Annotated in this window: 30 protein-coding genes; 28 read left to right on the forward strand and 2 right to left on the reverse strand. The window is 66.8% G+C overall.

Translation table 11 applies throughout. From position 1 onward, the window contains the following. Positions 1–48 precede the first annotated feature (48 nt). The 28 genes from tuf (at position 49) to rplQ (ending at position 16,000) form a co-directional block, all read left to right on the forward strand. Positions 49–1,239: an elongation factor Tu gene (tuf, locus tag ACQY4O_RS01725; protein WP_428374523.1), complete on the forward strand. Its 1,191-nt coding sequence runs from the start codon at positions 49–51 to the stop codon at positions 1,237–1,239. A 59-nt stretch (positions 1,240–1,298) separates the two neighbouring features. Beyond that, positions 1,299–1,607, forward strand: a complete 309-nt coding sequence (gene rpsJ, locus ACQY4O_RS01730; RefSeq protein WP_138324421.1) for a 30S ribosomal protein S10 — start codon at positions 1,299–1,301, stop codon at positions 1,605–1,607. A gap of 10 nt (positions 1,608–1,617) precedes the next feature. After that, entirely contained in the window at positions 1,618–2,319 is a 702-nt protein-coding gene (rplC, locus tag ACQY4O_RS01735) for a 50S ribosomal protein L3 (RefSeq protein WP_428374524.1), read from the forward strand. A gap of 11 nt (positions 2,320–2,330) precedes the next feature. Next, complete coding sequence (rplD, locus tag ACQY4O_RS01740) at positions 2,331–2,990, forward strand: 50S ribosomal protein L4 (RefSeq protein ID WP_428374525.1); 660 nt, start codon at positions 2,331–2,333, stop codon at positions 2,988–2,990. A gap of 35 nt (positions 2,991–3,025) precedes the next feature. After that, the gene (locus tag ACQY4O_RS01745) at positions 3,026–3,322 is read left to right on the forward strand and encodes a 50S ribosomal protein L23 (RefSeq protein ID WP_428378072.1); all 297 of its coding nucleotides are present in this window, start codon (positions 3,026–3,028) and stop codon (positions 3,320–3,322) included. Between the two features lie 17 nt (positions 3,323–3,339). After that, entirely contained in the window at positions 3,340–4,170 is an 831-nt protein-coding gene (gene rplB, locus ACQY4O_RS01750; protein WP_428374526.1) for a 50S ribosomal protein L2, read from the forward strand. 12 nt (positions 4,171–4,182) lie between these two features. Continuing rightward, entirely contained in the window at positions 4,183–4,461 is a 279-nt protein-coding gene (gene rpsS / locus ACQY4O_RS01755) for a 30S ribosomal protein S19 (protein ID WP_138324416.1), read from the forward strand. Between the two features lies 1 nt (position 4,462). Beyond that, positions 4,463–4,912 (forward strand): 50S ribosomal protein L22, encoded by a 450-nt coding sequence (gene rplV / locus ACQY4O_RS01760; RefSeq protein WP_428374527.1) that lies wholly within the window; start codon positions 4,463–4,465, stop codon positions 4,910–4,912. Positions 4,913–4,915: 3 nt separating this feature from the next. Next, positions 4,916–5,593, forward strand: a complete 678-nt coding sequence (gene rpsC, locus ACQY4O_RS01765; RefSeq protein WP_428374528.1) for a 30S ribosomal protein S3 — start codon at positions 4,916–4,918, stop codon at positions 5,591–5,593. 25 nt (positions 5,594–5,618) lie between these two features. Then, positions 5,619–6,035, forward strand: a complete 417-nt coding sequence (gene rplP, locus ACQY4O_RS01770; RefSeq protein ID WP_428374529.1) for a 50S ribosomal protein L16 — start codon at positions 5,619–5,621, stop codon at positions 6,033–6,035. Position 6,036: 1 nt separating this feature from the next. Further along, complete coding sequence (gene rpmC, locus ACQY4O_RS01775; protein WP_428374530.1) at positions 6,037–6,267, forward strand: 50S ribosomal protein L29; 231 nt, start codon at positions 6,037–6,039, stop codon at positions 6,265–6,267. Positions 6,268–6,280: 13 nt separating this feature from the next. Beyond that, the gene (rpsQ, locus tag ACQY4O_RS01780; protein WP_428374531.1) at positions 6,281–6,583 is read left to right on the forward strand and encodes a 30S ribosomal protein S17; all 303 of its coding nucleotides are present in this window, start codon (positions 6,281–6,283) and stop codon (positions 6,581–6,583) included. 3 nt (positions 6,584–6,586) lie between these two features. Beyond that, positions 6,587–6,955 (forward strand): 50S ribosomal protein L14, encoded by a 369-nt coding sequence (gene rplN / locus ACQY4O_RS01785; protein ID WP_428374532.1) that lies wholly within the window; start codon positions 6,587–6,589, stop codon positions 6,953–6,955. Beyond that, on the forward strand, positions 6,955–7,275 hold the full coding sequence (gene rplX, locus ACQY4O_RS01790; protein ID WP_428374533.1) for a 50S ribosomal protein L24: 321 nt from the start codon (positions 6,955–6,957) through the stop codon (positions 7,273–7,275). Before rplN ends, rplX begins: the two co-directional genes overlap by 1 nt. 10 nt (positions 7,276–7,285) lie before the next feature. Beyond that, entirely contained in the window at positions 7,286–7,852 is a 567-nt protein-coding gene (gene rplE / locus ACQY4O_RS01795) for a 50S ribosomal protein L5 (protein ID WP_428374534.1), read from the forward strand. Positions 7,853–7,949: 97 nt separating this feature from the next. Next, positions 7,950–8,255: a 30S ribosomal protein S14 gene (rpsN, locus tag ACQY4O_RS01800; protein WP_428374535.1), complete on the forward strand. Its 306-nt coding sequence runs from the start codon at positions 7,950–7,952 to the stop codon at positions 8,253–8,255. A gap of 12 nt (positions 8,256–8,267) precedes the next feature. Further along, positions 8,268–8,666: a 30S ribosomal protein S8 gene (rpsH, locus tag ACQY4O_RS01805; protein ID WP_428374536.1), complete on the forward strand. Its 399-nt coding sequence runs from the start codon at positions 8,268–8,270 to the stop codon at positions 8,664–8,666. A gap of 10 nt (positions 8,667–8,676) precedes the next feature. Then, complete coding sequence (rplF, locus tag ACQY4O_RS01810; RefSeq protein ID WP_428374537.1) at positions 8,677–9,210, forward strand: 50S ribosomal protein L6; 534 nt, start codon at positions 8,677–8,679, stop codon at positions 9,208–9,210. Next, positions 9,210–9,572, forward strand: coding sequence for a 50S ribosomal protein L18 (gene rplR / locus ACQY4O_RS01815; RefSeq protein WP_428374538.1), 363 nt, complete (start codon positions 9,210–9,212; stop codon positions 9,570–9,572). Before rplF ends, rplR begins: the two co-directional genes overlap by 1 nt. Before the next feature lie 14 nt (positions 9,573–9,586). After that, positions 9,587–10,162: a 30S ribosomal protein S5 gene (rpsE, locus tag ACQY4O_RS01820; RefSeq protein WP_428374539.1), complete on the forward strand. Its 576-nt coding sequence runs from the start codon at positions 9,587–9,589 to the stop codon at positions 10,160–10,162. Positions 10,163–10,229: 67 nt separating this feature from the next. After that, a complete protein-coding gene (gene rpmD / locus ACQY4O_RS01825; RefSeq protein ID WP_428378073.1) occupies positions 10,230–10,421 on the forward strand; it encodes a 50S ribosomal protein L30 in 192 nt (63 codons plus the stop codon). 3 nt (positions 10,422–10,424) lie between these two features. After that, positions 10,425–10,910, forward strand: a complete 486-nt coding sequence (gene rplO, locus ACQY4O_RS01830; RefSeq protein ID WP_428374540.1) for a 50S ribosomal protein L15 — start codon at positions 10,425–10,427, stop codon at positions 10,908–10,910. Positions 10,911–11,078: 168 nt separating this feature from the next. Then, positions 11,079–12,428, forward strand: coding sequence for a preprotein translocase subunit SecY (secY, locus tag ACQY4O_RS01835; RefSeq protein WP_428374541.1), 1,350 nt, complete (start codon positions 11,079–11,081; stop codon positions 12,426–12,428). Next, positions 12,425–13,087, forward strand: coding sequence for an adenylate kinase (locus ACQY4O_RS01840; protein ID WP_428374542.1), 663 nt, complete (start codon positions 12,425–12,427; stop codon positions 13,085–13,087). Before secY ends, ACQY4O_RS01840 begins: the two co-directional genes overlap by 4 nt. Positions 13,088–13,323: 236 nt before the next feature. Further along, positions 13,324–13,701, forward strand: a complete 378-nt coding sequence (rpsM, locus tag ACQY4O_RS01845) for a 30S ribosomal protein S13 (RefSeq protein WP_321986371.1) — start codon at positions 13,324–13,326, stop codon at positions 13,699–13,701. A gap of 140 nt (positions 13,702–13,841) precedes the next feature. Next, positions 13,842–14,234, forward strand: coding sequence for a 30S ribosomal protein S11 (gene rpsK, locus ACQY4O_RS01850; protein WP_321986372.1), 393 nt, complete (start codon positions 13,842–13,844; stop codon positions 14,232–14,234). 120 nt (positions 14,235–14,354) lie between these two features. Next, positions 14,355–15,374 carry a DNA-directed RNA polymerase subunit alpha gene (locus ACQY4O_RS01855; RefSeq protein WP_428374543.1) on the forward strand — a complete coding sequence of 340 codons (1,020 nt, stop codon included), beginning with the start codon at positions 14,355–14,357 and terminating at the stop codon, positions 15,372–15,374. Positions 15,375–15,571: 197 nt separating this feature from the next. Then, entirely contained in the window at positions 15,572–16,000 is a 429-nt protein-coding gene (gene rplQ, locus ACQY4O_RS01860) for a 50S ribosomal protein L17 (protein ID WP_428374544.1), read from the forward strand. Between the two features lie 65 nt (positions 16,001–16,065). Here rplQ and ACQY4O_RS01865 read toward each other — a convergent pair whose 3' ends face one another. Together ACQY4O_RS01865 and ACQY4O_RS01870 are read right to left on the reverse strand one after the other, a co-directional pair. After that, positions 16,066–18,204: a peptidase domain-containing ABC transporter gene (locus ACQY4O_RS01865; protein WP_428374545.1), complete on the reverse strand. Its 2,139-nt coding sequence runs from the start codon at positions 18,202–18,204 to the stop codon at positions 16,066–16,068. Next, on the reverse strand, positions 18,201–19,457 hold the full coding sequence (locus ACQY4O_RS01870; protein WP_428374546.1) for an HlyD family efflux transporter periplasmic adaptor subunit: 1,257 nt from the start codon (positions 19,455–19,457) through the stop codon (positions 18,201–18,203). The genes ACQY4O_RS01865 and ACQY4O_RS01870 overlap by 4 nt, the downstream gene beginning before the upstream one ends. Between the last annotated feature and the right edge of the window lie 19 nt (positions 19,458–19,476).

Raw genomic sequence — 19,476 nt, forward strand, 5'->3', positions numbered from 1 at the left:
CCTTCAACCCTGCGCCCGGTCACAGGCTGCGGTAACGGAGAGACGACGATGGCTAAGGCGAAATTCGAGCGGAACAAGCCGCACTGCAACATCGGCACGATCGGCCACGTGGATCATGGCAAGACGTCGCTGACGGCTGCGATCACCAAGACCCTGGCGAAGGTCGGCGGCGCCGTCTACACGGCGTATGACCAGATCGACAAGGCACCGGAAGAGCGCGCCCGTGGCATCACGATCTCGACCGCGCATGTCGAGTACGAGACCAAGGCGCGCCACTACGCCCATGTCGACTGCCCCGGCCACGCCGACTATGTGAAGAACATGATCACCGGCGCCGCCCAGATGGATGGCGCGATCCTGGTGGTGTCTGCCGCCGACGGCCCGATGCCGCAGACCCGCGAGCACATCCTGCTGGCCCGCCAGGTCGGCGTGCCGGCCCTGGTGGTGTTCCTGAACAAGGTCGACATGGTCGACGATCCCGAGCTGCTCGAGCTGGTCGAGATGGAGGTGCGCGAGCTGCTCTCCTCCTACCAGTTCCCCGGCGACGACATCCCGGTGATCAAGGGCTCTGCCCTGGTGACGCTGGAAAATGGCGACCCGGTGCTCGGCGAAGATGCCGTGATGGAGCTGATGAATGCGGTCGACACCTACATCCCGCAGCCCGAGCGGCCGATCGACCGTCCGTTCCTGATGCCGATCGAGGACGTGTTCTCGATCTCCGGCCGCGGCACCGTGGTCACCGGCCGCGTCGAGCGTGGCATCGTGAACGTGGGCGACGAGATCGAGATCGTCGGCCTGAAGAACACGGTGAAGACCATCGTCACCGGCGTCGAGATGTTCCGCAAGCTGCTGGACCGTGGCCAGGCCGGCGACAATATCGGCGCGCTGCTGCGCGGCACCAAGCGCGAGGATGTCGAGCGCGGCCAGGTGCTGGCGAAGCCCGGCTCGATCACCCCGCACACCAAGTTCAAGGCCGAGGCCTACATCCTCACCAAGGAGGAGGGTGGCCGCCATACGCCGTTCTTCACCAACTACCGTCCGCAGTTCTACTTCCGCACGACCGACGTGACGGGTGTGGTGCAGCTGCCGGAAGGCACCGAGATGGTGATGCCGGGCGACAACGTGTCGATGGATGTCGAGCTGATCGCGCCGATCGCCATGGATGAGGGCCTGCGTTTTGCGATCCGCGAGGGTGGCCGCACCGTCGGCGCCGGCGTGGTGGCTTCGATCACCGCCTGAAGCCGGCGCCAGGCGTCCCGGACCCCGCCCCGTATTGATGAAGTTGGACTGACCGCAAGATGGACAACCAGAACATCCGCATTCGCCTGAAGGCGTATGATCACCGCGTGCTGGACAACAGCACGAAGGAGATCGTGAACACGGCGAAGCGTACGGGTGCGCGGGTTCGGGGCCCCATCCCGCTGCCGACGCATATCGAGCGGTTCACCGTGAACCGCTCCCCCCACGTGGACAAGAAAAGCCGCGAGCAGTTCGAGATCCGGACGCATCGCCGGCTGCTCGACATCGTCGAGCCGACCCCGCAGACCGTGGACGCCCTGATGAAGCTCGACCTCGCCTCCGGCGTGGACGTCGAGATAAAGCTGTAAGGTCCAGACGATGCGCACCGGATTGATCGCAAAGAAGCTGGGCATGTCCCGGTTGTTCAAGGACGACGGCACGCACGTGCCGGTCACCGTCCTGCACCTGGACAACCTCCAGGTGGTGGATACCCGCACCGAGGAACGCGACGGCTACACCGCCGTGCAGCTCGGCAGCGGCAATGCCAAGGTGAAGAACGTCAGCAAGCCGAACCGCGGCCATTTCGCTCGCACCAAGGTCGAGCCGAAGAAGAAGCTGGTCGAGTTCCGCGTGGCCGCCGATGCGGTGCTGGAGCCGGGTGCGAGCCTGTCGGCGGCGCATTTCGTGGTCGGGCAGAAAGTGGACGTCACCGGCACCAGCAAGGGCAAGGGCTTCGCCGGCGGCATGAAGCGCTGGAACTTCTCGGGTCTCGAGGCGAGCCACGGCGTGTCGGTGAGCCATCGTTCGCTGGGTTCGACCGGCAACCGGCAGGATCCCGGCAAGACCTTCAAGAACAAGAAGATGGCGGGGCATCTCGGGCACGAGCGGATCACCACGCTGAACCTCGAGGTCGCCCTGGTCGATGTCGAGCGCAACCTGCTGATGATCCGCGGCGCGATCCCGGGTGCGAAGAACGATTTTGTTCTCGTGCGCGATGCGATCAAGAAGGTCCGGCATGCGGATGCGCCGTATCCGGCCGGCTTGCACGGGGCCGAAGTCGCTCCGGCCGCGGCCGAGTGAGGAAGAGGGCCATGGATTTCGACATCAAGACCCTCGATAACGGCAGCGCCGGCACCATCGGCCTGCCCGACGAGATCTTTGCCACCACCCCGCGCACCGACATCATGGCGCGTGTGGTGCACTGGCAGCTGGCGCGCCGCCGCAGCGGCAACCACAAGGTCAAGGGTATGGGCGAGGTGTCCGGCACCACGCGCAAGCCGTACAAGCAGAAGGGCACCGGCAACGCCCGCCAGGGCAGCCTGCGCGCGCCGCAGTTCCGCACCGGCGGCGCCGTGCACGGCCCGGTCGTGCGCGACCACGGCTATTCGCTGCCGAAGAAGGTGCGCCGCCTCGGCCTGATCTCGGCGCTGTCGCAGAAGGCCTCCGAGGGTCGGCTGGTGGTGCTCGACGAGACCGGCGCCGGCGGCAAGACCGCCGAGCTTGCGAAGAAGCTCAAGGTGCTCGGCTGGAACTCGGCGCTGATCGTGGACAGCGTGGTGAACGAGACCTTCCTGCGCGCCGCCCGCAACCTGCCGCGTATCGACGTGCTGCCGGGCGTCGGCGCCAACGTCTATGACATCCTCAACCACGACGTGCTGGTGATCACGCGCGCAGGCGTCGATGCCCTGAAGGCCCGCCTCTCTCATGAGCATACGGCTCATGGCGATGCGCACGAGGAGCACGCGGCATGACCAACATCCTGGCTATTCGCCGCAAGGCGGAGCGTCTGTCCCGCGAGGCGATGTTCGACATCGTTCGCGCCCCGGTGATCACCGAGAAGGCGACGGCGCTATCCGAGAAGAACCAGGTCGTGTTCAGCGTGGCCCTGTCGGCCAGCAAGCCGCAGATCAAGGCGGCGATCGAGGGGCTGTTCGGCGTCAAGGTGCTGGGCGTCAACACGCTCATCCAGAAGGGCAAGACCAAGCGGTTCCGTGGTCGTCCGGGCGTCAGGTCCGACGTGAAGAAGGCGTTCGTGCAGCTTGCCGAGGGACAGTCGATCGACCTGTCCGCGAAGCTGGCCTGAACGCGAGGTAGCATCAGATGGCACTCAGGCATTTCAACCCGGTCACTCCCAGCCTTCGTGGCACGGTCCTCATCGACCGTAGCGAGCTGTGGAAGGGCAAGCCGGTCAAGCTGCTCACCGAGGGCAAGAACAAGTCCGGTGGCCGCAACAACCATGGCCACACGACATCGCGCTTCCGCGGCGGTGGCCACAAGCAGACCTACCGCTTCGTCGATTTCAAGCGCCGCAAGTTCGATGTGCCGGGGGTGGTCGAGCGGCTCGAATACGATCCGAACCGCACCGCGTTCATTGCGCTGGTCAAGTATGCCGATGGCGAGCTGGCCTACATCCTGGCGCCGCAGCGCCTGAAGGCCGGCGACCCGGTGGTGGCCGGCGCGCGTGTCGACATCAAGCCGGGCAACGCGATGCCGCTGTCGGCGATCCCGGTCGGCACCATCGTGCACAATGTCGAGCTCAAGGCGGGCGCCGGCGGCAAGATGGTGCGGTCCGCGGGGACCTATGCGCAGCTGGTCGGCAAGGATTCCGGCTACGCGCAGATCAAGCTGCAGTCCGGCGAGTTGCGCCTGGTGCGCTCGGAATGCATGGCGACCGTGGGCGCGGTGTCGAACCCGGACAACATGAACCAGTCGATCGGCAAGGCCGGTCGCAGCCGCTGGCTCGGACGCCGGCCGCATCAGCGCGGCGTGGTGATGAACCCGGTCGACCATCCGCACGGCGGCGGCGAGGGCCGTACTTCGGGCGGCCGTCATCCGGTGACGCCGTGGGGCAAGCCGACCAAGGGCTACAAGACGCGCGTCAACAAGCGCACCGACAGCCTGATCATCCGCCGCCGCAAGACCGGCAAGTAAGGGGCAACAGAGATGGCACGTTCCGTCTGGAAGGGCCCGTTCGTGGACGGGTATCTGCTGAACAAGGCCGAGACATCGCGCGCCTCGGGCCGCAACGAGGTGATCAAGATCTGGTCGCGCCGTTCGACGATCCTGCCGAACTTCGTCGGGCTGACCTTCGGTGTCTATAACGGCCACAAGTTCCTGCCGGTGCAGGTCAACGAGAACATGGTCGGGCACAAGTTCGGCGAGTTCTCGCCGACCCGGACCTTCACGGGGCATTCCTCCGACAAGAAGGCGAAGCGGGGCTGACATGAGCAAGCCGAAGCATCCGCGCATCCTGGGCGATACCGAAGCCCAGGCCGTGACGCGCAACATCCGCATCAGCCCGCGCAAGCTGAACCTGGTCGCCGGCCTGATACGCAACAAGCCGGCCTCGCAGGCGGTCGCGACGCTGACCTTCAGCAAGCGTCGTATCGCGCTGCAGGTGAAGAAGACGCTGCAGAGCGCGATTGCCAACGCCGAGAACAACCACCAGCTCGATGTCGACCAGCTGGTCGTGACCACCGCCGAAGTGGGCAAATCCATCGTCATGCGCCGCTTCCATGCGCGCGGCCGCGGCCGGTCGGCGCGGGTCGAGAAGTTCTTCAGCCATCTGAAGATCGTGGTGGCGGAGCGCACGCCGGAGCCGGTGGTGCCGCGCACCCGCAAGCCGGCTCCCGACGCGAATCCAGGAAACGCAGAAGCACAGAAGGCGGCCTGAACCATGGGTCACAAGGTCAATCCAATCGGTCTGCGGCTCGGCATCAACCGCACCTGGGACAGCCGCTGGTATGCCGGCGCCGACTACTCGAAGCTGCTGCACGAGGACCTCAAGCTGCGCGCGCACCTGAAGCGCCGGCTGTCCGGCGCCGGCATCTCGCGCGTGGTGATCGAGCGCCCGGCCAAGAAGCCGCGCGTGACGATCTATGCGGCGCGGCCGGGCGTGGTGATCGGCAAGAAGGGGCAGGACATCGATGTGCTGCGCCGCGACCTCGCGCGCATGGCGAAGTCGGACGTGACGCTGAACATCGTCGAGATACGCAAGCCGGAGATCGAGGCGCAGCTGGTCGCCGAGAACATCGCCCAGCAGCTCGAGCGCCGGGTGGCGTTCCGCCGCGCGATGAAGCGCGCCGTGCAGTCGGCGATGCGTCTCGGCGCGCAGGGCATCCGGATCAATTGCGGCGGCCGTCTCGGCGGCGCCGAGATCGCCCGGGTGGAATGGTACAAGGAAGGCCGGGTGCCGCTGCACACGCTGCGCGCCGATATGGATTACGGGGTCGCCACCGCCAAGACGACGTACGGCACGTGCGGCGTGAAGGTGTGGATCTTCAAGGGCGAGGTCCTGGCACACGACCCATCGGCCCAGGACCGGCGTGCCGCCGAGCAGGCGCCGCAGCGTTAGAAGTCCGGCTTTAGGAATTTAGATCATGCTTTCTCCGAAGCGGACCAAGTACCGCAAGGCCCACAAGGGGCGCATCCACGGGCTGGCCAAGGGCGGCACGGCGCTGAACTTCGGCGCGTTCGGCCTCAAGGCGCTGGAGCCCGAGCGCATCACTGCCCGCCAGATCGAGGCGTCGCGCCGTGCCATCACGCGTGCGATGAAGCGTGCCGGCCGCGTCTGGATACGCATCTTTCCGGATGTCCCGGTCTCGACCAAGCCGGCCGAGGTCCGCATGGGCTCCGGCAAGGGGTCGCCCGAGTTCTGGGTGGCGCGGGTGAAGCCGGGCCGCATCGTGTTCGAGATCGACGGCGTGTCGCCGGAGATCGCCAGGCAGGCCTTGGCGCTCGGCGCCGCCAAGCTGCCGATCAAGACCAAGGTCGTGACCCGGCTCGGGGAGGCCTGAGATGGCGAAGGCAAGCAAGCCCGCGGACCTGCGGGCGAAGACAGCGGACGAGCTGCAGACGCAGCTCCTGGACCTGAAGCGCGAGCAGTTCAACCTGCGCTTCCAGCGTGCGACCGGCCAGAACGAAGGTGCCGGCCGGGTGCGCGAGGTGCGTCGCGAGATCGCGCGCATCAAGACGGTCCAGCATTCCAAGAAACTCGCGGGAGCCACTGCTCCTGCGGCGCATTCCTGAGAGGAGAAGGGCGATGCCGAGGCGCGTCCTGACGGGCCGTGTGACGAGCGACAAGATGGACAAGACCATTACGGTCCTGGTCGATCGTCGCATCATGCACCCGCTGTACAAGAAGTTCATCCGCCGCTCGAAGAAGTATGCGGCGCATGACGAGGAGAACCTGTGCAAGACCGGCGACACGGTCCGCATCGTCGAGTGCCCGCCGATCTCCAAGCGCAAGACCTGGACGGTGGTGATGCGCAACGGCGAGACGCTGGGCGAGGCGCCGCCGGACGCGGTGGCGGTCGTCGACAACGCGCAGCATCTGGGGCTCTGAGACATGATCATTCCCGAGACCAACCTGGATGTCGCCGATAATTCCGGCGCGCGTCGGGTGCAGTGCATCAAGGTGCTGGGCGGCTCCAAGCGGAGGTCCGCCTCGGTCGGCGACGTGATCGTCGTCTCCATCAAGGAGGCGATCCCGCGCGGCAAGGTGAAGAAGGGCGACGTGCACCAGGCGGTGATCGTGCGCACCTCGTTCCCGGTGCGCCGCGCCGACGGCAGCGCGATCCGCTTCGACCGCAACGCCGCCGTGCTGATCAACAAGCAGTCCGAGCCGATCGGCACCCGCATCTTCGGGCCGGTCGTCCGCGAACTGCGCGCGCGGAAATTCATGAAGATCATCTCGCTGGCGCCGGAGGTGATCTGATGGCCGCCCGTATTCGCAAGGGTGACCAGGTGGTCGTCATCACCGGTTCCGATCGCGGCAAGCAGGGCGAGGTGCTCAGCGTGCTGACCACGGCCCGGCGCGCGGTCGTGCGCGGCGTTGCCATCGCCAAGCGCCACACCAAGCCGCGTGGCGCCGGCGAGCAGGGCGGGATCATCGAGCGCGAGGCCTCGGTGGACCTGTCGAACCTGAAACTGGTCGATCCCAAGAGCGGCAAGCCGACCAAGGTCGGCTACCGGGTGCTGGACGATGGCCGCAAGGTCCGGGTCGCTCGCGCGACCGGCCAGATCATCGAAGGCTGAGGAGGCGGACATGTCTGACGCGACCCCCCGCGCCAAGCCGCGCATGCAGCAGCGCTACGAGAGCGAGCTGCGCGCAGCACTGCGCGAGCAGTTCGGCTACAAGAACGTGATGCAGGTTCCGCGTCTCGAGAAGATCGTCATCAACATGGGTGTCGGCGAGGCCGCCGGCGACCAGAAGAAGCTCGATGCGGCGGTCTCCGAGATGATGCTGATCGCCGGCCAGAAGCCGGTGAAGACGGTGGCCAAGAAGGCGATCGCCGGCTTCAAGATACGCGAGGGCCTGCCGATCGGCTGCAAGGTGACCCTGCGCCGCAACCGGATGTACGAGTTCCTCGACCGGCTGGTGACGATCGCGATGCCGCGCGTGCGCGACTTCCGCGGCCTGCCGGCGAACAAGGGCTTCGACGGCCGCGGCAACTTCGCCATGGGCATGAAGGAGCAGATCGTGTTCCCGGAGATCAACTACGACAAGGTCGACCAGGTGCGCGGCATGGACATCATCTTCGTGACCAGTGCCGCGACCGACGCCGAGGCGAAGGCACTGCTCAAGGGGTTCGACCTGCCGTTCGTGCCGTAAGGCCGGGCGCGTCGGACTGCTTCGTGGCACGGAACGTTAAACTGTTTAGGAAGACCACCGGGACGGGCCCGGCAGGTTCCGGAGGATAGAACAAGGCATGGCCAAGACATCCGCCATCAACCGCAACCTGAAGCGGACGCAAATGTCGGTGCGCGACAAGCCCAAGCGCCTCGCACTGAAGAGCATCATCATGGACCGCACGCTGCCGGTCGAGGACCGCTTCGAGGCGTCGATGAAGCTGGCCGAGCTGCCGCGCAACGGAGCGCGCGTGCGCGTCAAGCTGCGCTGCAAGCTGACCGGCCGGTCGCGTGCGAACTACCGCAAGTTTGAGCTGTGCCGCATCGCCTTGCGCGACCTTGCCAGCAGCGGGCAGATCCCCGGCATGGTCAAGTCGAGCTGGTAAGGGAGAAGACCGATGTCGATGTCCGATCCCCTGGGTGACATGCTCACCCGCATCCGCAATGCGCAGCACGCGCGTCATGCCGCCTGCGTGGCGCCGGCGTCCAAGCTGCGCGCCAACGTGCTCGAGGCGCTGAAGCGCGAGGGCTATATCCGCGGTTTCAAGGCCGAGGAGCTGCGGCCGGGCATTGCCCAGCTGCGCATCGAGCTGAAATACACGGATGGCGAGCCGGTCATCAAGGAGATCCACCGGGTCTCCAAGCCGGGCCGCCGCGTCTATTCGAAAATCAAGGAGCTGCCGCGGGTCTATGCCGGCCTGGGCGTTTCCATCCTGTCGACGCCACGCGGCGTCCTGAGCGATGCAGAGGCTCGCGCCGCCAATGTTGGCGGCGAGGTCCTGTGCCGCGTGTTCTGAGGGGGGCATCATGTCACGTGTAGGCAAATACCCCGTCGAGATCCCGCAGGGCGTGCAGGTCGCGATCGTGGACGGCATCCTGACCGCCAAGGGCAAGCTCGGCGAGCTCAAGCTGCCATTGTCCGAGCATGTCGAGACCACGGTCGAGGGTGGTCGCGTCACCGTGGTGCCGCGCAGCAAGGCGGCGCCGTCGCGGATGATGTGGGGCACCACCCGCTCGCTGGTCGCAGCCATGGTGCAGGGCGTCTCGGCCGGCTACAGCAAGACGCTGGAGATCACCGGCACCGGCTACCGCGCGTCGGTGCAGGGCTCGAACCTGGTGATGAATCTCGGCTACTCGCATGACATCGTCTATGCGATCCCGGCCGGCATCAAGATCACCACGCCGCGTCCGACGGCGGTGACCATCGAGGGCGTCGACAAGCAGCGCGTCGGTCAGGTGGCGCTGGACATCCGGAATTTCCGGGCGCCGGAGCCCTACAAGGGCAAGGGCGTGCGGTACAGCACGGAAGTCATCCGTCGCAAGGAAGGCAAGAAGAAGTAATGAGCACGCAACAGGATCTGCGGGAGCGTCGGCGGATTCGCCTGCGCTACCAGCTTCGCCGCAAGGCCGGCGGACGGCCGCGCCTGTCGGTGTTCCGCTCGGGCAAGAACATCTATGCGCAGGTGATCGACGACCTCGCCGGCCGCACCCTGGCCGCCGCCTCCTCGCTGGACAAGGCGCTGCGCGAGCAGCTCAAGACCGGTGCGGATTCGGATGCGGCCGCGGCAGTCGGCAAGCTGGTCGCCGAGCGGGCGATCGCCGCCGGCGTCGGCCGCGTCGTGTTCGACCGCGGCGCCTATCTGTATCACGGACGCGTAAAGGCGTTGGCGGAGGCGGCCCGCGAGGGCGGCCTCGCGTTCTGAAGGAGGTCTCTCGCATGGCACATCAACCCAGAGAGAGCGGCCGCGGCGGGCGTGAGCGCGATCGCGATGGCGACGACCTGATCGACAAGCTGGTCACCATCAACCGCGTGGCCAAAGTGGTGAAGGGTGGGCGTCGGTTCGCCTTCGCTGCCCTGGTGGTGGTCGGCGACCAGAAGGGCCGGGTCGGCTTCGGCGCCGGCAAGGCGCGCGAGGTGCCCGAGGCGATCCGCAAGGCGACCGAGCGAGCCAAGCGCACCATGATCCGGGTGCCGATGAAGGAAGGCCGCACCCTGCATCACGATGTCACCGGCCATTACGGCGCCGGCAATGTGGTGCTGCGGTCGGCGGAGGCCGGCACCGGCATCATCGCCGGCGGCCCGATGCGCGCGGTGTTCGAGAGCCTCGGCATCGGTGACGTAGTGGCGAAGTCGCTCGGCAGCCGCAATCCGCACAACATGGTCAAGGCGACCTTCAACGCGCTCGAGCGCTGCGCCAGCCCGCGCTCGGTGGCGAGCCGCCGCGGCAAGAAGGTGTCGGACATCCTGGGCAAGCGCGACGGCGCGCCGATGCTGGAGACGGCCGATGTCTGAGACGCCGCATTCTTCCAAGACCCCCCACTCTTCCAAGACCCCGGTTTCGACCAGGACCCTGATCGGACTGATCGAGGCCAAGGGCGAGCGCATCCGCATCACCCAGGTTGGATCGGGCAATGGCCAGAAGCCGGGTCAGCAGGCGACGCTGATCGGGCTCGGCCTCAACAAGCTGGGCAAGACCCGCGAGCTGGAGAATACCGCATCGGTGCGCGGCATGATCCGCAAGGTGTCCCACCTCGTGACGGTGGAGGGCTGAGAGATGGACCTCAATCAACTGCGCGACAACGAAGGCTCGCGTTACCGCAAGAAGCGTCTCGGGCGCGGCATCGGGTCCGGCAAGGGCAAGACGTCGGGCAAGGGGGTGAAGGGCCAGAAGGCGCGCGAGGGCGTGTCGCTGAACGGCTTCGAGGGCGGTCAGCTGCCGATCTACCGGCGGCTGCCGAAGCGCGGCTTTTGCAACATCTTCCGCAGGGTGTATGCGCCGATCAATCTCGGGACGCTCGACCGCGCGATCGCCGACGGCAAGCTCGACGGCGGCCAGACGGTGACCGAGGCGAGCCTGCGTGCGGCCGGCCTGATCGGCAGCGGCAAGTGGTCCGGCGTGCGGCTGCTGGCCGGCGGCGAGATCACCCGCGCGGTGACGGTCGATGTTGCGGGTGCCTCGGCGGCGGCGATCGCGGCGGTCGAAAAGGCCGGCGGCAGCGTCAAGGTGGCAGCACCCAAAGCTGAAGTCGCTCCAGGTTAAGGCCAGGGGCTTTGCCCCTGGACCCCATCAAAGGCTAGCCTTTGAAATCCTATCGGGGTCTGGGGCCCCCACTGCTCCAAGACGGGGCCCCGGCGGGTCGAGGGCAGAGCCCTTGGCTTGGCTTTCTACGCTAGGGTTGCCTGGCAACAAACATTGGGGAACCGGCGCATGGCCTCCGGGGCCGAGCAGCTTGCAGCAAATCTGAATTTCGGCGCGCTCTCCAAGGCGACCGAATTGTGGAAGCGGATCTGGTTCACCCTGGGCGCGCTCGTCGTGTACCGGATCGGGACCTACATCCCGGTGCCCGGCATCGATGCGACCGTGATGGGTCAGTTGCTGGCGCAGCACCAGGGCGGCATCCTGGGCATGTTCGACATGTTCACCGGCGGGGCGCTCGGGCGCGCCACGGTGTTCGCGCTCAACATCATGCCGTACATCAGTGCCTCGATCATCGTGCAGCTGATGTCGTCGGCGATCCCGTCGCTCGAGGCCCTCAAGAAGGAGGGCGAGCAGGGGCGCAAGAAGCTCAACCAGTACACGCGCTACCTGACCCTGTTCATCGCGCTGTTCCAGGCGTACGGCTTCTCGGTCGGGCTCGAGGCGATGCACGGCCGCAACGGCGCCGCCGCGGTGATCGATCCGGGCCTGTTCTTCCGGCTGTCCTGCGTGATCACGCTGGTCGGCGGCACCATGTTCCTGATGTGGCTCGGCGAGCAGATCACCGCGCGCGGCGTCGGCAACGGCATCAGCCTGATCATCTTCGCGGGCATCGTCGCCAACCTGCCGCACGCGCTCGCGACCATGCTGCAGCTCGGCTATACCGGCGCGCTGTCACCGGTGTTCGTCGCGATCTTCCTGCTGATCGCGGTCGGCGTGATCGGCTTCATCACCTTCATGGAGTCCGCGCAGCGTCGTGTGACGATCCAGTATCCCAAGCGCCAGGTCGGCAACCGCATGTATGGCGGCGACAGCACGCACATGCCGCTCAAGGTGAACACCTCCGGGGTGATCCCGCCGATCTTCGCCTCCTCGGTGCTGCTGATCCCGGCGACGATCTCGGGGTTCGCCGCCAGCGGCGGCGGCAATGGATGGCTGGCGACCGTCGGCCGGCTGATCGCGCACGGGCAGCCGGTCTACATGCTGCTCTATGCCGCGATGATCATCTTCTTCTCGTATTTCTATGCCGCGGTGACCTTCAATCCGCAGGAGACCGCCGACAACCTGCGCAAGCAGGGCGGCTTCCTGCCGGGCATCCGGCCCGGGGCCAACACCGCGACCTATCTCGACCGGATCCTGACCCGGCTCACCACCATCGGCGCGCTCTACCTGGTGGTGGTGTGCCTGCTTCCTGAGTTCCTGATCAGCCGCTACAACGTGCCGTTCTATTTCGGCGGAACCAGCCTGATCATCATCGTGTCGGTGGCGATGGACACGCGGGCCCAGATCACCTCGCACCTGCTGGCGCACCAGTACGAGGGGCTGATACGCAAGTCGCGCGGCAGGATGAGAATGCGGTGAACCTGATCTTTCTGGGGCCGCCCGGCGCGGGCAAGGGCACGCAGGCGAAGCGGCTGGAACGGCTGCATCGGATCGTGCAGATCTCGACCGGCGACATGCTCCGCGCAGAGGTGGCGGCAGGCAGCGAGATCGGGCAGCAAGCCAAGGCAATGATGACCAGCGGCGAGCTGGTGCCCGACCATGTGCTGGTCGCCATGCTCGGCAGACGCGTCCGCCAGGACGACTGCGCGAACGGCTTCATCCTGGACGGGTTTCCGCGCACCGTCGGGCAGGCGGCGGCGCTGGATGCGATGTTGCACGAGCTCGGCCTGAAGGTCGATGCGGCGCTGGCGCTGGACGTGGACGAGGCGATGCTCGCCGATCGCATCGCCGGCCGCTACACCTGCGCGCAGTGCGGCGCCGGCTACCACGACAGCTTCAGGCAGCCATCCGTCGTGGGTGTGTGCGACGTCTGCGGCAGCCACGACTTCATCCGTCGGGCCGACGACCGGCGCGAGACGGTGACGGCGCGGCTCGAAGCCTACCGCCGCGAGACGGCACCGATCCTGCCGCATTACGATCGGCAGGGCCTGCTGTTCCATATCGATGGCATGGCGACAATCGACGCGGTCAGTCGCCAGATCGATGCCGCGTTGCAGCGTGCGGTCACGACAAGTTGATCTACCGAGATTGACTCGGCAGTCTGTCGACGTATAGTGCGCGCCCTCAGACCGGCGCGTGTCGGGGCGCCTGTTTCGACAGGCTGGCTCAACTGCCGGACCAATCGGATCATGCGCAAGCGGGGCCTGTAAAGGGCCTTCTCGCGGAACGCGACGAGGCGCCCTACTGGCTTCATTTCCAGGGTGGGCGAGGTTTTCATGCCCGGCTGCGGCCGGGCGTACGAGGAGTGACTGGCGTGGCGCGTATTGCCGGCGTGAACATCCCGACCAACAAGCGGGTCGTGATCGGCCTGCGTTACATCTACGGAATCGGCCCGGCAAAGGCAGACAAGATTGTCTCCTCGCTCGGCATTCCGGCTGAGCGCAGGGTGAACGAGCTGTCCGACGACGAGGTGCTGCGCATCCGCGAGCTCATCGACCGTGACTTCCGCGTCGAAGGCGACCTCCGCCGCGAGGTGGCGATGAACGTCAAGCGGCTGATGGATCTCGGCTGCTACCGCGGCCTGCGCCATCGTCGCGGCCTGCCGGTGCGCGGCCAGCGCACCCACACCAACGCACGCACCCGCAAGGGCAAGGCGGTTGCGATCGCCGGCAAGAAGAAGGTCACGAAGTAGGGCTCGTCCCACTTCCCTCCGTAAGGCTCGGCGCAGCAAGACCCAGGCGCAGCAAGACTACCGCGCAGCAAGACTCTGGCGCATCAAGACTCTGGCGCATCAAGACTCTGGCGCATCAAGAACAGGCAGGACGAACACACATGGCGAAAGCCGCCGCACCGCGCGTACGCAAGAAAGAACGCAAGAACATCATCTCCGGCGTGGCGCATGTGCTCTCCACGTTCAACAACACGATGATCACCATTGCCGACGCGCAGGGCAACGCGATCGCCTGGTCGTCCTCCGGCAGCCAGGGCTTCAAGGGCTCACGCAAGTCGACCCCGTATGCCGCGCAGGTCGCGGCCGAGGATGCCGGCAAGAAGGCGCGCGAGCACGGCATGGAGACGCTGGAGATCGAGGTCTCCGGGCCGGGTTCCGGTCGCGAGAGCGCGTTGCGGGCGTTGCAGGCGGTCGGTTTCTCGATCACGGCGATTCGCGACATGACCCCGATCCCGCATAACGGCTGCCGCCCGCGCAAGCGCCGCCGCGTCTGAGCGGGACCGCCGGTAACCAGCCGGCGGCGGATTGAATTCGATGCCGCTCCTGCCGTCTGGCAGGGGTTCCGGTCGCAGTTGCTCCCGAGCCGCGACCTTCTGTTACGAAAGGCCACCACCTTGGTCCTCCAGAAGAACTGGCAATCCCTGATCAAGCCGGAAAAGCTGGAAGTCGAGCCCGGCGCGGAGCCCACGCGCACCGCGACCGTCGTGGCGGAGCCGCTGGAGCGCGGCTTCGGCATGACGCTCGGCAATGCGATCCGCCGCATCCTGCTGTCCTCTTTGCAGGGCGCCGCCGTCACCGCGGTCCAGATCGACGGCGTGCTGCACGAGTTCTCCTCGATCGCCGGCGTCCGCGAGGACGTCACCGACATCGTGCTGAACATCAAGCAACTGGCGCTCCGCCTGCATGGCGAGGGCCCGAAGCGCATGACGCTGACCGCGACCGGCCCGGGTGAGGTTCGTGCCGGACAGATCCAGGTCGGCCACGATATCGAAGTGATGAATCCGGACCTGGTGATCTGCACGCTCGATGACGGGGTGAAGCTCGGCATGGAGTTCACCGTCAATCTCGGCAAGGGCTATGTGCCGGCGGCGGCGAACCGTCCGGAGGATGCGCCGATCGGCCTGATCCCGATCGATGCGATCTACTCGCCGGTCCGGCGCGTCTCGTACAAGGTCGAGCCGACCCGCGTCGGCCAGGTCACCGACTACGACAAGCTGCTGCTGACGGTGGAGACCAACGGCGCCGTCAGTCCCGAGGATGCGGTCGCACTCGCCGCGCGCATCCTGCAGGACCAGCTGCAGCTGTTCATCAATTTCGACGAGCCGCGCCCGGTGCGGACGGAGGAGCCGCAGGACGACCTGCCGTTCAACCGCAACCTGCTGCGCAAGGTGGACGAGCTCGAGCTGTCGGTGCGGTCGGCGAACTGCCTGAAGAACGACAACATCGTCTATATCGGCGATCTCGTGCAGAAGACCGAGCAGGAGATGCTGCGCACCCCGAACTTCGGGCGCAAGTCGCTCAACGAGATCAAGGAGGTGCTGACCTCGATGGGTCTCGCACTCGGCATGAACGTGCCGACCTGGCCGCCCGAAAACATCGAGGATCTAGCCAAACGCCTGGACGAACCCTTCTGAGATCGCCCGATAATGCTACTACGGCGGTCATCCGACGCGGCTTTCCTGCGCTCCGATGCTCACGGCCGAGGAGGCCGCTCCGCTTCGGTGCTCCAAAAGTCACGCCGGACGGCGCCTTTGGCGCCTCTGACTCGCCGTAGCGCATTCTCGGACGATCTCTGTGCTTTCGCGATTAGCCGACAACAGGAAGAAGTATTATGCGTCACGGAGTTGCCGGCCGGAAGCTCGGCGTTACCTCGTCCCACCGGCTCGCCATGTTCCGCAACATGGCCGTGGCCTTGATCAAGCACGAGCAGATCACTACCACCCTGCCGAAGGCCAAGGAACTGCGGCCGGTCGCCGAGAAGCTGATCACGCTGGGCAAGCGCGGCGGCCTGCATGCGCGCCGGCAGGCCTACGCGCAGCTTCGCGACGACGTCATCGTCGCCAAGTTGTTCTCCACGATCGCCGATCGCTACAAGACCCGCCAGGGCGGCTACACCCGCGTGCTCAAGGCCGGCATGCGGCACGGCGATGCCGCAGACATGGCGGTGATCGAGCTGATCGATCGCGACTTGGCGGCCAAGGGCCTCGATAGCGGCCCGAAGCCCGAGACGGTCGAGGCCGAAGCGGGTTTCCCGAGCTAAATTCTTTAAGTAATGGTTTTCAAAGGCGCCGCCTTTGATGGGGTTCCAGGGGCAAAGCCCCTGGCTTAGCCAGCGAGACTACGCAGCGGCACCGGGGCGTTCGGCTCCATCTGCAGCACCATGTCGGCACGTGCGATCGTGGCGGGGCGGTGCGCCACGATGATCCGGGTGATGTTGAGGTCCTGCAGGGCACCGGCGACCAGCGCCTCGTTGGCGTCGTCGAGGTGGCTGGTCGCCTCGTCGAGGAACAGGATCTCCGGACGCCGGTAGAGGGCGCGCGCCAGCACGATGCGCTGCTTCTGGCCGCCGGAGAGCGCGCTGCCCATGTCGCCGACCAGGGTCTCGAAGCGCATCGGCATGCGAACGATGTCGTCGATGATGGCGGCGCGGAAGGCGCAATCCTCGATCCAGGCTTGGTCGGGATGCTCGTCGAAGCCCGCGATGTTCTCCGAGATCGATCCGGCGAACAGGCCGTCATCCTGCAGCACGCCGGAGATGCGGCTGCGATAGGCGTCGAGCCCGAGGCTGCGTATGTCGACGCCGTCGAGCCGTATGCTGCCCTCCTGCGGCGGGATCAGGCCCATCAGGACCTTGAGCAGGGTAGTCTTGCCGCACCCCGACGGCCCGACGATGGCGACACTCTGGCCCGGTGTGATGTGCAGGCTGAGGCCGCGCCAGACCCAGGGGTCCTGGGCCCCGTAGCGCAAGGCGAGCTCCTCGCCGCGCAACCCGTCCGGCTCGCGTCCCTCCGGGTGGCGTCCCCCCGGCGGGCGTAACGCCGACGCGACGGTGGCGCGCGGCTCCGGCTCCGCCTGGGTGATGTCGGAGAGGCGGCTGGTCTGCACGTCGAGCATGCGCAGCTCGAACCAGCCGTTGATCAGGCTGCCGGCCCGGATCGAGAGCTGGTCCTTGTAGGTCAGGAAGGCGACCAGCATGCCGACGCTCATCTGATCGTGCATCACCGCGCGTGCGCCGAGTGCGAGCATGACGATGCGGTCCAGCCCGAAGATCAGCTCGTTGGCGCGCGAGAACACGATGTCCAGCCGCTGCAGCCGGAGCCTGGCGTTGAGGCTGTCGACCAGGTGGTTGAGCCAGGCGGCGCGCCGGCGCTCGCGCAGCCCGAGCAGGCGGACGCTGGCGGCGCCGCGAATGGTCTCGATCAGATGGGTCTGCTGGCGGGCGTCATGGATGATCGCCTCCTCGCTGCTCTCGCGATACGAGCGGAACATGACCAGCCGCAGGCCGAGGTCGAGAGCGGTCGCGATCAGCGCGATCCAGCCGAGCCAGCCGCCGTACAGGAACAGCATCCCGACCATGCCGATAGACATCACGCCGTCGAGCAGGGCCTGCACGAAGCCGGTCGTCAGCGTCTTCTGGATGATGGCGAGCGAGCCGAAGCGCGACAGGATGTCGCCGACATTGCGCTTCTCGAAATATTCGAGCGACAGCCGGCTGAGATGGTCGAACAGGCTGCTGTACCATTGCAGGCTGACCGTGGTGCCGATCAGCATGATCGCCCAGCTGCGTGCGGTGTTGATCAGCAGCTGCAGCAGCAGCAGCAGCCCGAGCCCCATCGTGACCGTCAGCAGCAGGTCGTGGTCGGCGGACACGATCGCCTCGTCGATGATCACCTGCGAGCCGACCGGCAGCATCAGGGCCGCGACCTCGACGCCGAGCGACAGCAGGCCGATCCGCAGCAGCGCCGGGCGCAGGCCTGCGATGTGCCGGAACAGGTCGCGCAGGCGGAGTCCGCTGCGCTCGTCGCGGCGGGTGAAGTCGCGGGTCGGGATCGTCTCCAGGGCGACGCCGGTGAACTCGCGCGAGACCTCGTCGAGCGCCACCGACCGCCGGCCGCGGGCCGGATCGTGGATCACGATGCCGCTTCTGCCGACCTCGGCCAGCACGACGAAATGGTTCATCCCCCAATGCAGGATGCACGGCCGCTGCAACTGCCCGAGCGCCTCGATATCGAGCCGGAGCGGCCGCGCGGTCAGGCCGACGGTCTCGCCGATCTGGATCAGCGTGCGCAGCGTGGTGCCCTTGAGCGACACCGCGTGGCGCTGGCGAAAGGTGGCAAGGTCGATCGGCCGCCCGTGATAGCCCAGCACCATGGCGAGACAGGCCAGGCCGCATTCGGCTGCCTCCGCCTGCAGCACGATCGGCAGCCGCCGGCCGAAGCCGAAGCGCAGCGCGGTGGCGTTCATCGCCCGGCAGGGCCCGCGACCGCGCCGACGCTGCGGCCCAGCGAGGCGAGTGGGTCGAACAGCCACTGGTAGAGGCGGCGATGGTCGAGCGCGATGTCCGCCTCGACCTGCATGCCCGCCTCGAGCGGCCGGTGTTCGCCATAGGTCAGGACGTAGGGCAGCTCCGGCATCACCACGATGCGGTAGAATTCCCTGCTGCCGTCCCCGTCGACCGACATCGGCGCGCGGGTGATCTGGGTGACCCCGCCACGGTAGAGGCCGAAGCGCTGGTAGGGAAAGGCGGCGTAGCGCAGCAGCACCGGCGCGCCCTCGCGGATGAAGCCGATGGCGGCGCTGGTGACATAGAGGTCGGCCTCCAGCGTCTGCGAGCGCGGCAGCAGGGTCAGCAGCGTGCTGCCGGCCTCGACATGCTGGCCGATATGGGCGCGGATGGCGGTGAGGGTGCCATCGTCCGGCGCGAGGATGCTGACCGTCCGCTTCGCCTCATTTTCGGCCACCTGCTGGTCGAGGCTGGCGACCTGCCGGTCCAGCTCGGCCAGCTCGCGGGCGAGATCGCTGTCGAACCGGCGATACCGCGCGGCGGCATCGGACAGCCTGCCATCGACCTCGATGGAGGACTGCATGAACTGCGCATGCGTCGAGAGCAGCTCCGTATAGGTGTAGATCTGGCTCTGCAGCTGGGCGTCGGTGGCGATGTGCTGCTGCGCCGCGTCCTGCAGGCGGCCGAGCGAGCGCTGCACCGCGGGCAGCGTCTGGTTGTCGAGGTCGATCTGCAGCCTGAGCTGCCGGCGCTCCTGCGCCAGGTTCTGCATCGCGCCCGCCAGCGCCTGCTTCTCGATGGCGGCGGCACCGATTCGCAGGCTGCGCTGCTGCAGGAGCAGCCTGCGCTGGTTGGCAAGGTCGCCCAGGATATGCAGCTGGGTCGGGCCGCTCGCCGACGTCGCCTCCATGTCCAGCACGAACAGCGCCTCGCCGCGTCGGACCCGGTGGCCTTCAACGGCGATCTGGCGTTCGAGGATGCCGGAGGCGGGGGACTGGACGGTAATGAGGCCGGTCGGCGGCAGCATCTCGCCCGTGGCATGCACGCGGCGGGTATAGGTTCCGGTGAACCCGAACAGCATGGTTGCGGCCAGGAAGCCGGCCACGATGAAGCCCGCGACCCTAATCGGGATCGGCTGCACGACCTGTACGCGGCCGAGCCAGGCATCCCGCCTGGCATCGAGCGCCTCGGTGCGAAACAGCATCTCATTCATGCGGCAAAGCCGGCCGCGA

The sequence above is a fragment of the Lichenicoccus sp. genome (genome assembly GCF_965277665.1).
GTDB lineage: Bacteria > Pseudomonadota > Alphaproteobacteria > Acetobacterales > Acetobacteraceae > Lichenicoccus.

Bases quoted from the DNA above. Each gene is read 5' to 3' on its own strand.
- rplN (WP_428374532.1), top strand. From the start codon at position 6,587: ATGATCATTCCCGAGACCAACCTGGATGTCGCCGATAATTCCGGCGCG.
- rplC (WP_428374524.1), top strand. From the start codon at position 1,618: ATGCGCACCGGATTGATCGCAAAGAAGCTGGGCATGTCCCGGTTGTTC.
- ACQY4O_RS01865 (WP_428374545.1), bottom strand. From the start codon at position 18,204: ATGAACGCCACCGCGCTGCGCTTCGGCTTCGGCCGGCGGCTGCCGATC.
- rpsS (WP_138324416.1), top strand. From the start codon at position 4,183: ATGGCACGTTCCGTCTGGAAGGGCCCGTTCGTGGACGGGTATCTGCTG.
- rplE (WP_428374534.1), top strand. From the start codon at position 7,286: ATGTCTGACGCGACCCCCCGCGCCAAGCCGCGCATGCAGCAGCGCTAC.
- rplQ (WP_428374544.1), top strand. From the start codon at position 15,572: ATGCGTCACGGAGTTGCCGGCCGGAAGCTCGGCGTTACCTCGTCCCAC.
- rpmC (WP_428374530.1), top strand. From the start codon at position 6,037: ATGGCGAAGGCAAGCAAGCCCGCGGACCTGCGGGCGAAGACAGCGGAC.
- rplP (WP_428374529.1), top strand. From the start codon at position 5,619: ATGCTTTCTCCGAAGCGGACCAAGTACCGCAAGGCCCACAAGGGGCGC.
- rpsJ (WP_138324421.1), top strand. From the start codon at position 1,299: ATGGACAACCAGAACATCCGCATTCGCCTGAAGGCGTATGATCACCGC.
- rpsK (WP_321986372.1), top strand. From the start codon at position 13,842: ATGGCGAAAGCCGCCGCACCGCGCGTACGCAAGAAAGAACGCAAGAAC.
- rpsC (WP_428374528.1), top strand. From the start codon at position 4,916: ATGGGTCACAAGGTCAATCCAATCGGTCTGCGGCTCGGCATCAACCGC.
- rpsE (WP_428374539.1), top strand. From the start codon at position 9,587: ATGGCACATCAACCCAGAGAGAGCGGCCGCGGCGGGCGTGAGCGCGAT.
- rplV (WP_428374527.1), top strand. From the start codon at position 4,463: ATGAGCAAGCCGAAGCATCCGCGCATCCTGGGCGATACCGAAGCCCAG.
- tuf (WP_428374523.1), top strand. From the start codon at position 49: ATGGCTAAGGCGAAATTCGAGCGGAACAAGCCGCACTGCAACATCGGC.
- rplB (WP_428374526.1), top strand. From the start codon at position 3,340: ATGGCACTCAGGCATTTCAACCCGGTCACTCCCAGCCTTCGTGGCACG.
- rplR (WP_428374538.1), top strand. From the start codon at position 9,210: ATGAGCACGCAACAGGATCTGCGGGAGCGTCGGCGGATTCGCCTGCGC.
- rpsN (WP_428374535.1), top strand. From the start codon at position 7,950: ATGGCCAAGACATCCGCCATCAACCGCAACCTGAAGCGGACGCAAATG.
- rplF (WP_428374537.1), top strand. From the start codon at position 8,677: ATGTCACGTGTAGGCAAATACCCCGTCGAGATCCCGCAGGGCGTGCAG.
- rplO (WP_428374540.1), top strand. From the start codon at position 10,425: ATGGACCTCAATCAACTGCGCGACAACGAAGGCTCGCGTTACCGCAAG.
- rplX (WP_428374533.1), top strand. From the start codon at position 6,955: ATGGCCGCCCGTATTCGCAAGGGTGACCAGGTGGTCGTCATCACCGGT.
- ACQY4O_RS01870 (WP_428374546.1), bottom strand. From the start codon at position 19,457: ATGAATGAGATGCTGTTTCGCACCGAGGCGCTCGATGCCAGGCGGGAT.
- rpsQ (WP_428374531.1), top strand. From the start codon at position 6,281: ATGCCGAGGCGCGTCCTGACGGGCCGTGTGACGAGCGACAAGATGGAC.
- rpsH (WP_428374536.1), top strand. From the start codon at position 8,268: ATGTCGATGTCCGATCCCCTGGGTGACATGCTCACCCGCATCCGCAAT.
- secY (WP_428374541.1), top strand. From the start codon at position 11,079: ATGGCCTCCGGGGCCGAGCAGCTTGCAGCAAATCTGAATTTCGGCGCG.
- rplD (WP_428374525.1), top strand. From the start codon at position 2,331: ATGGATTTCGACATCAAGACCCTCGATAACGGCAGCGCCGGCACCATC.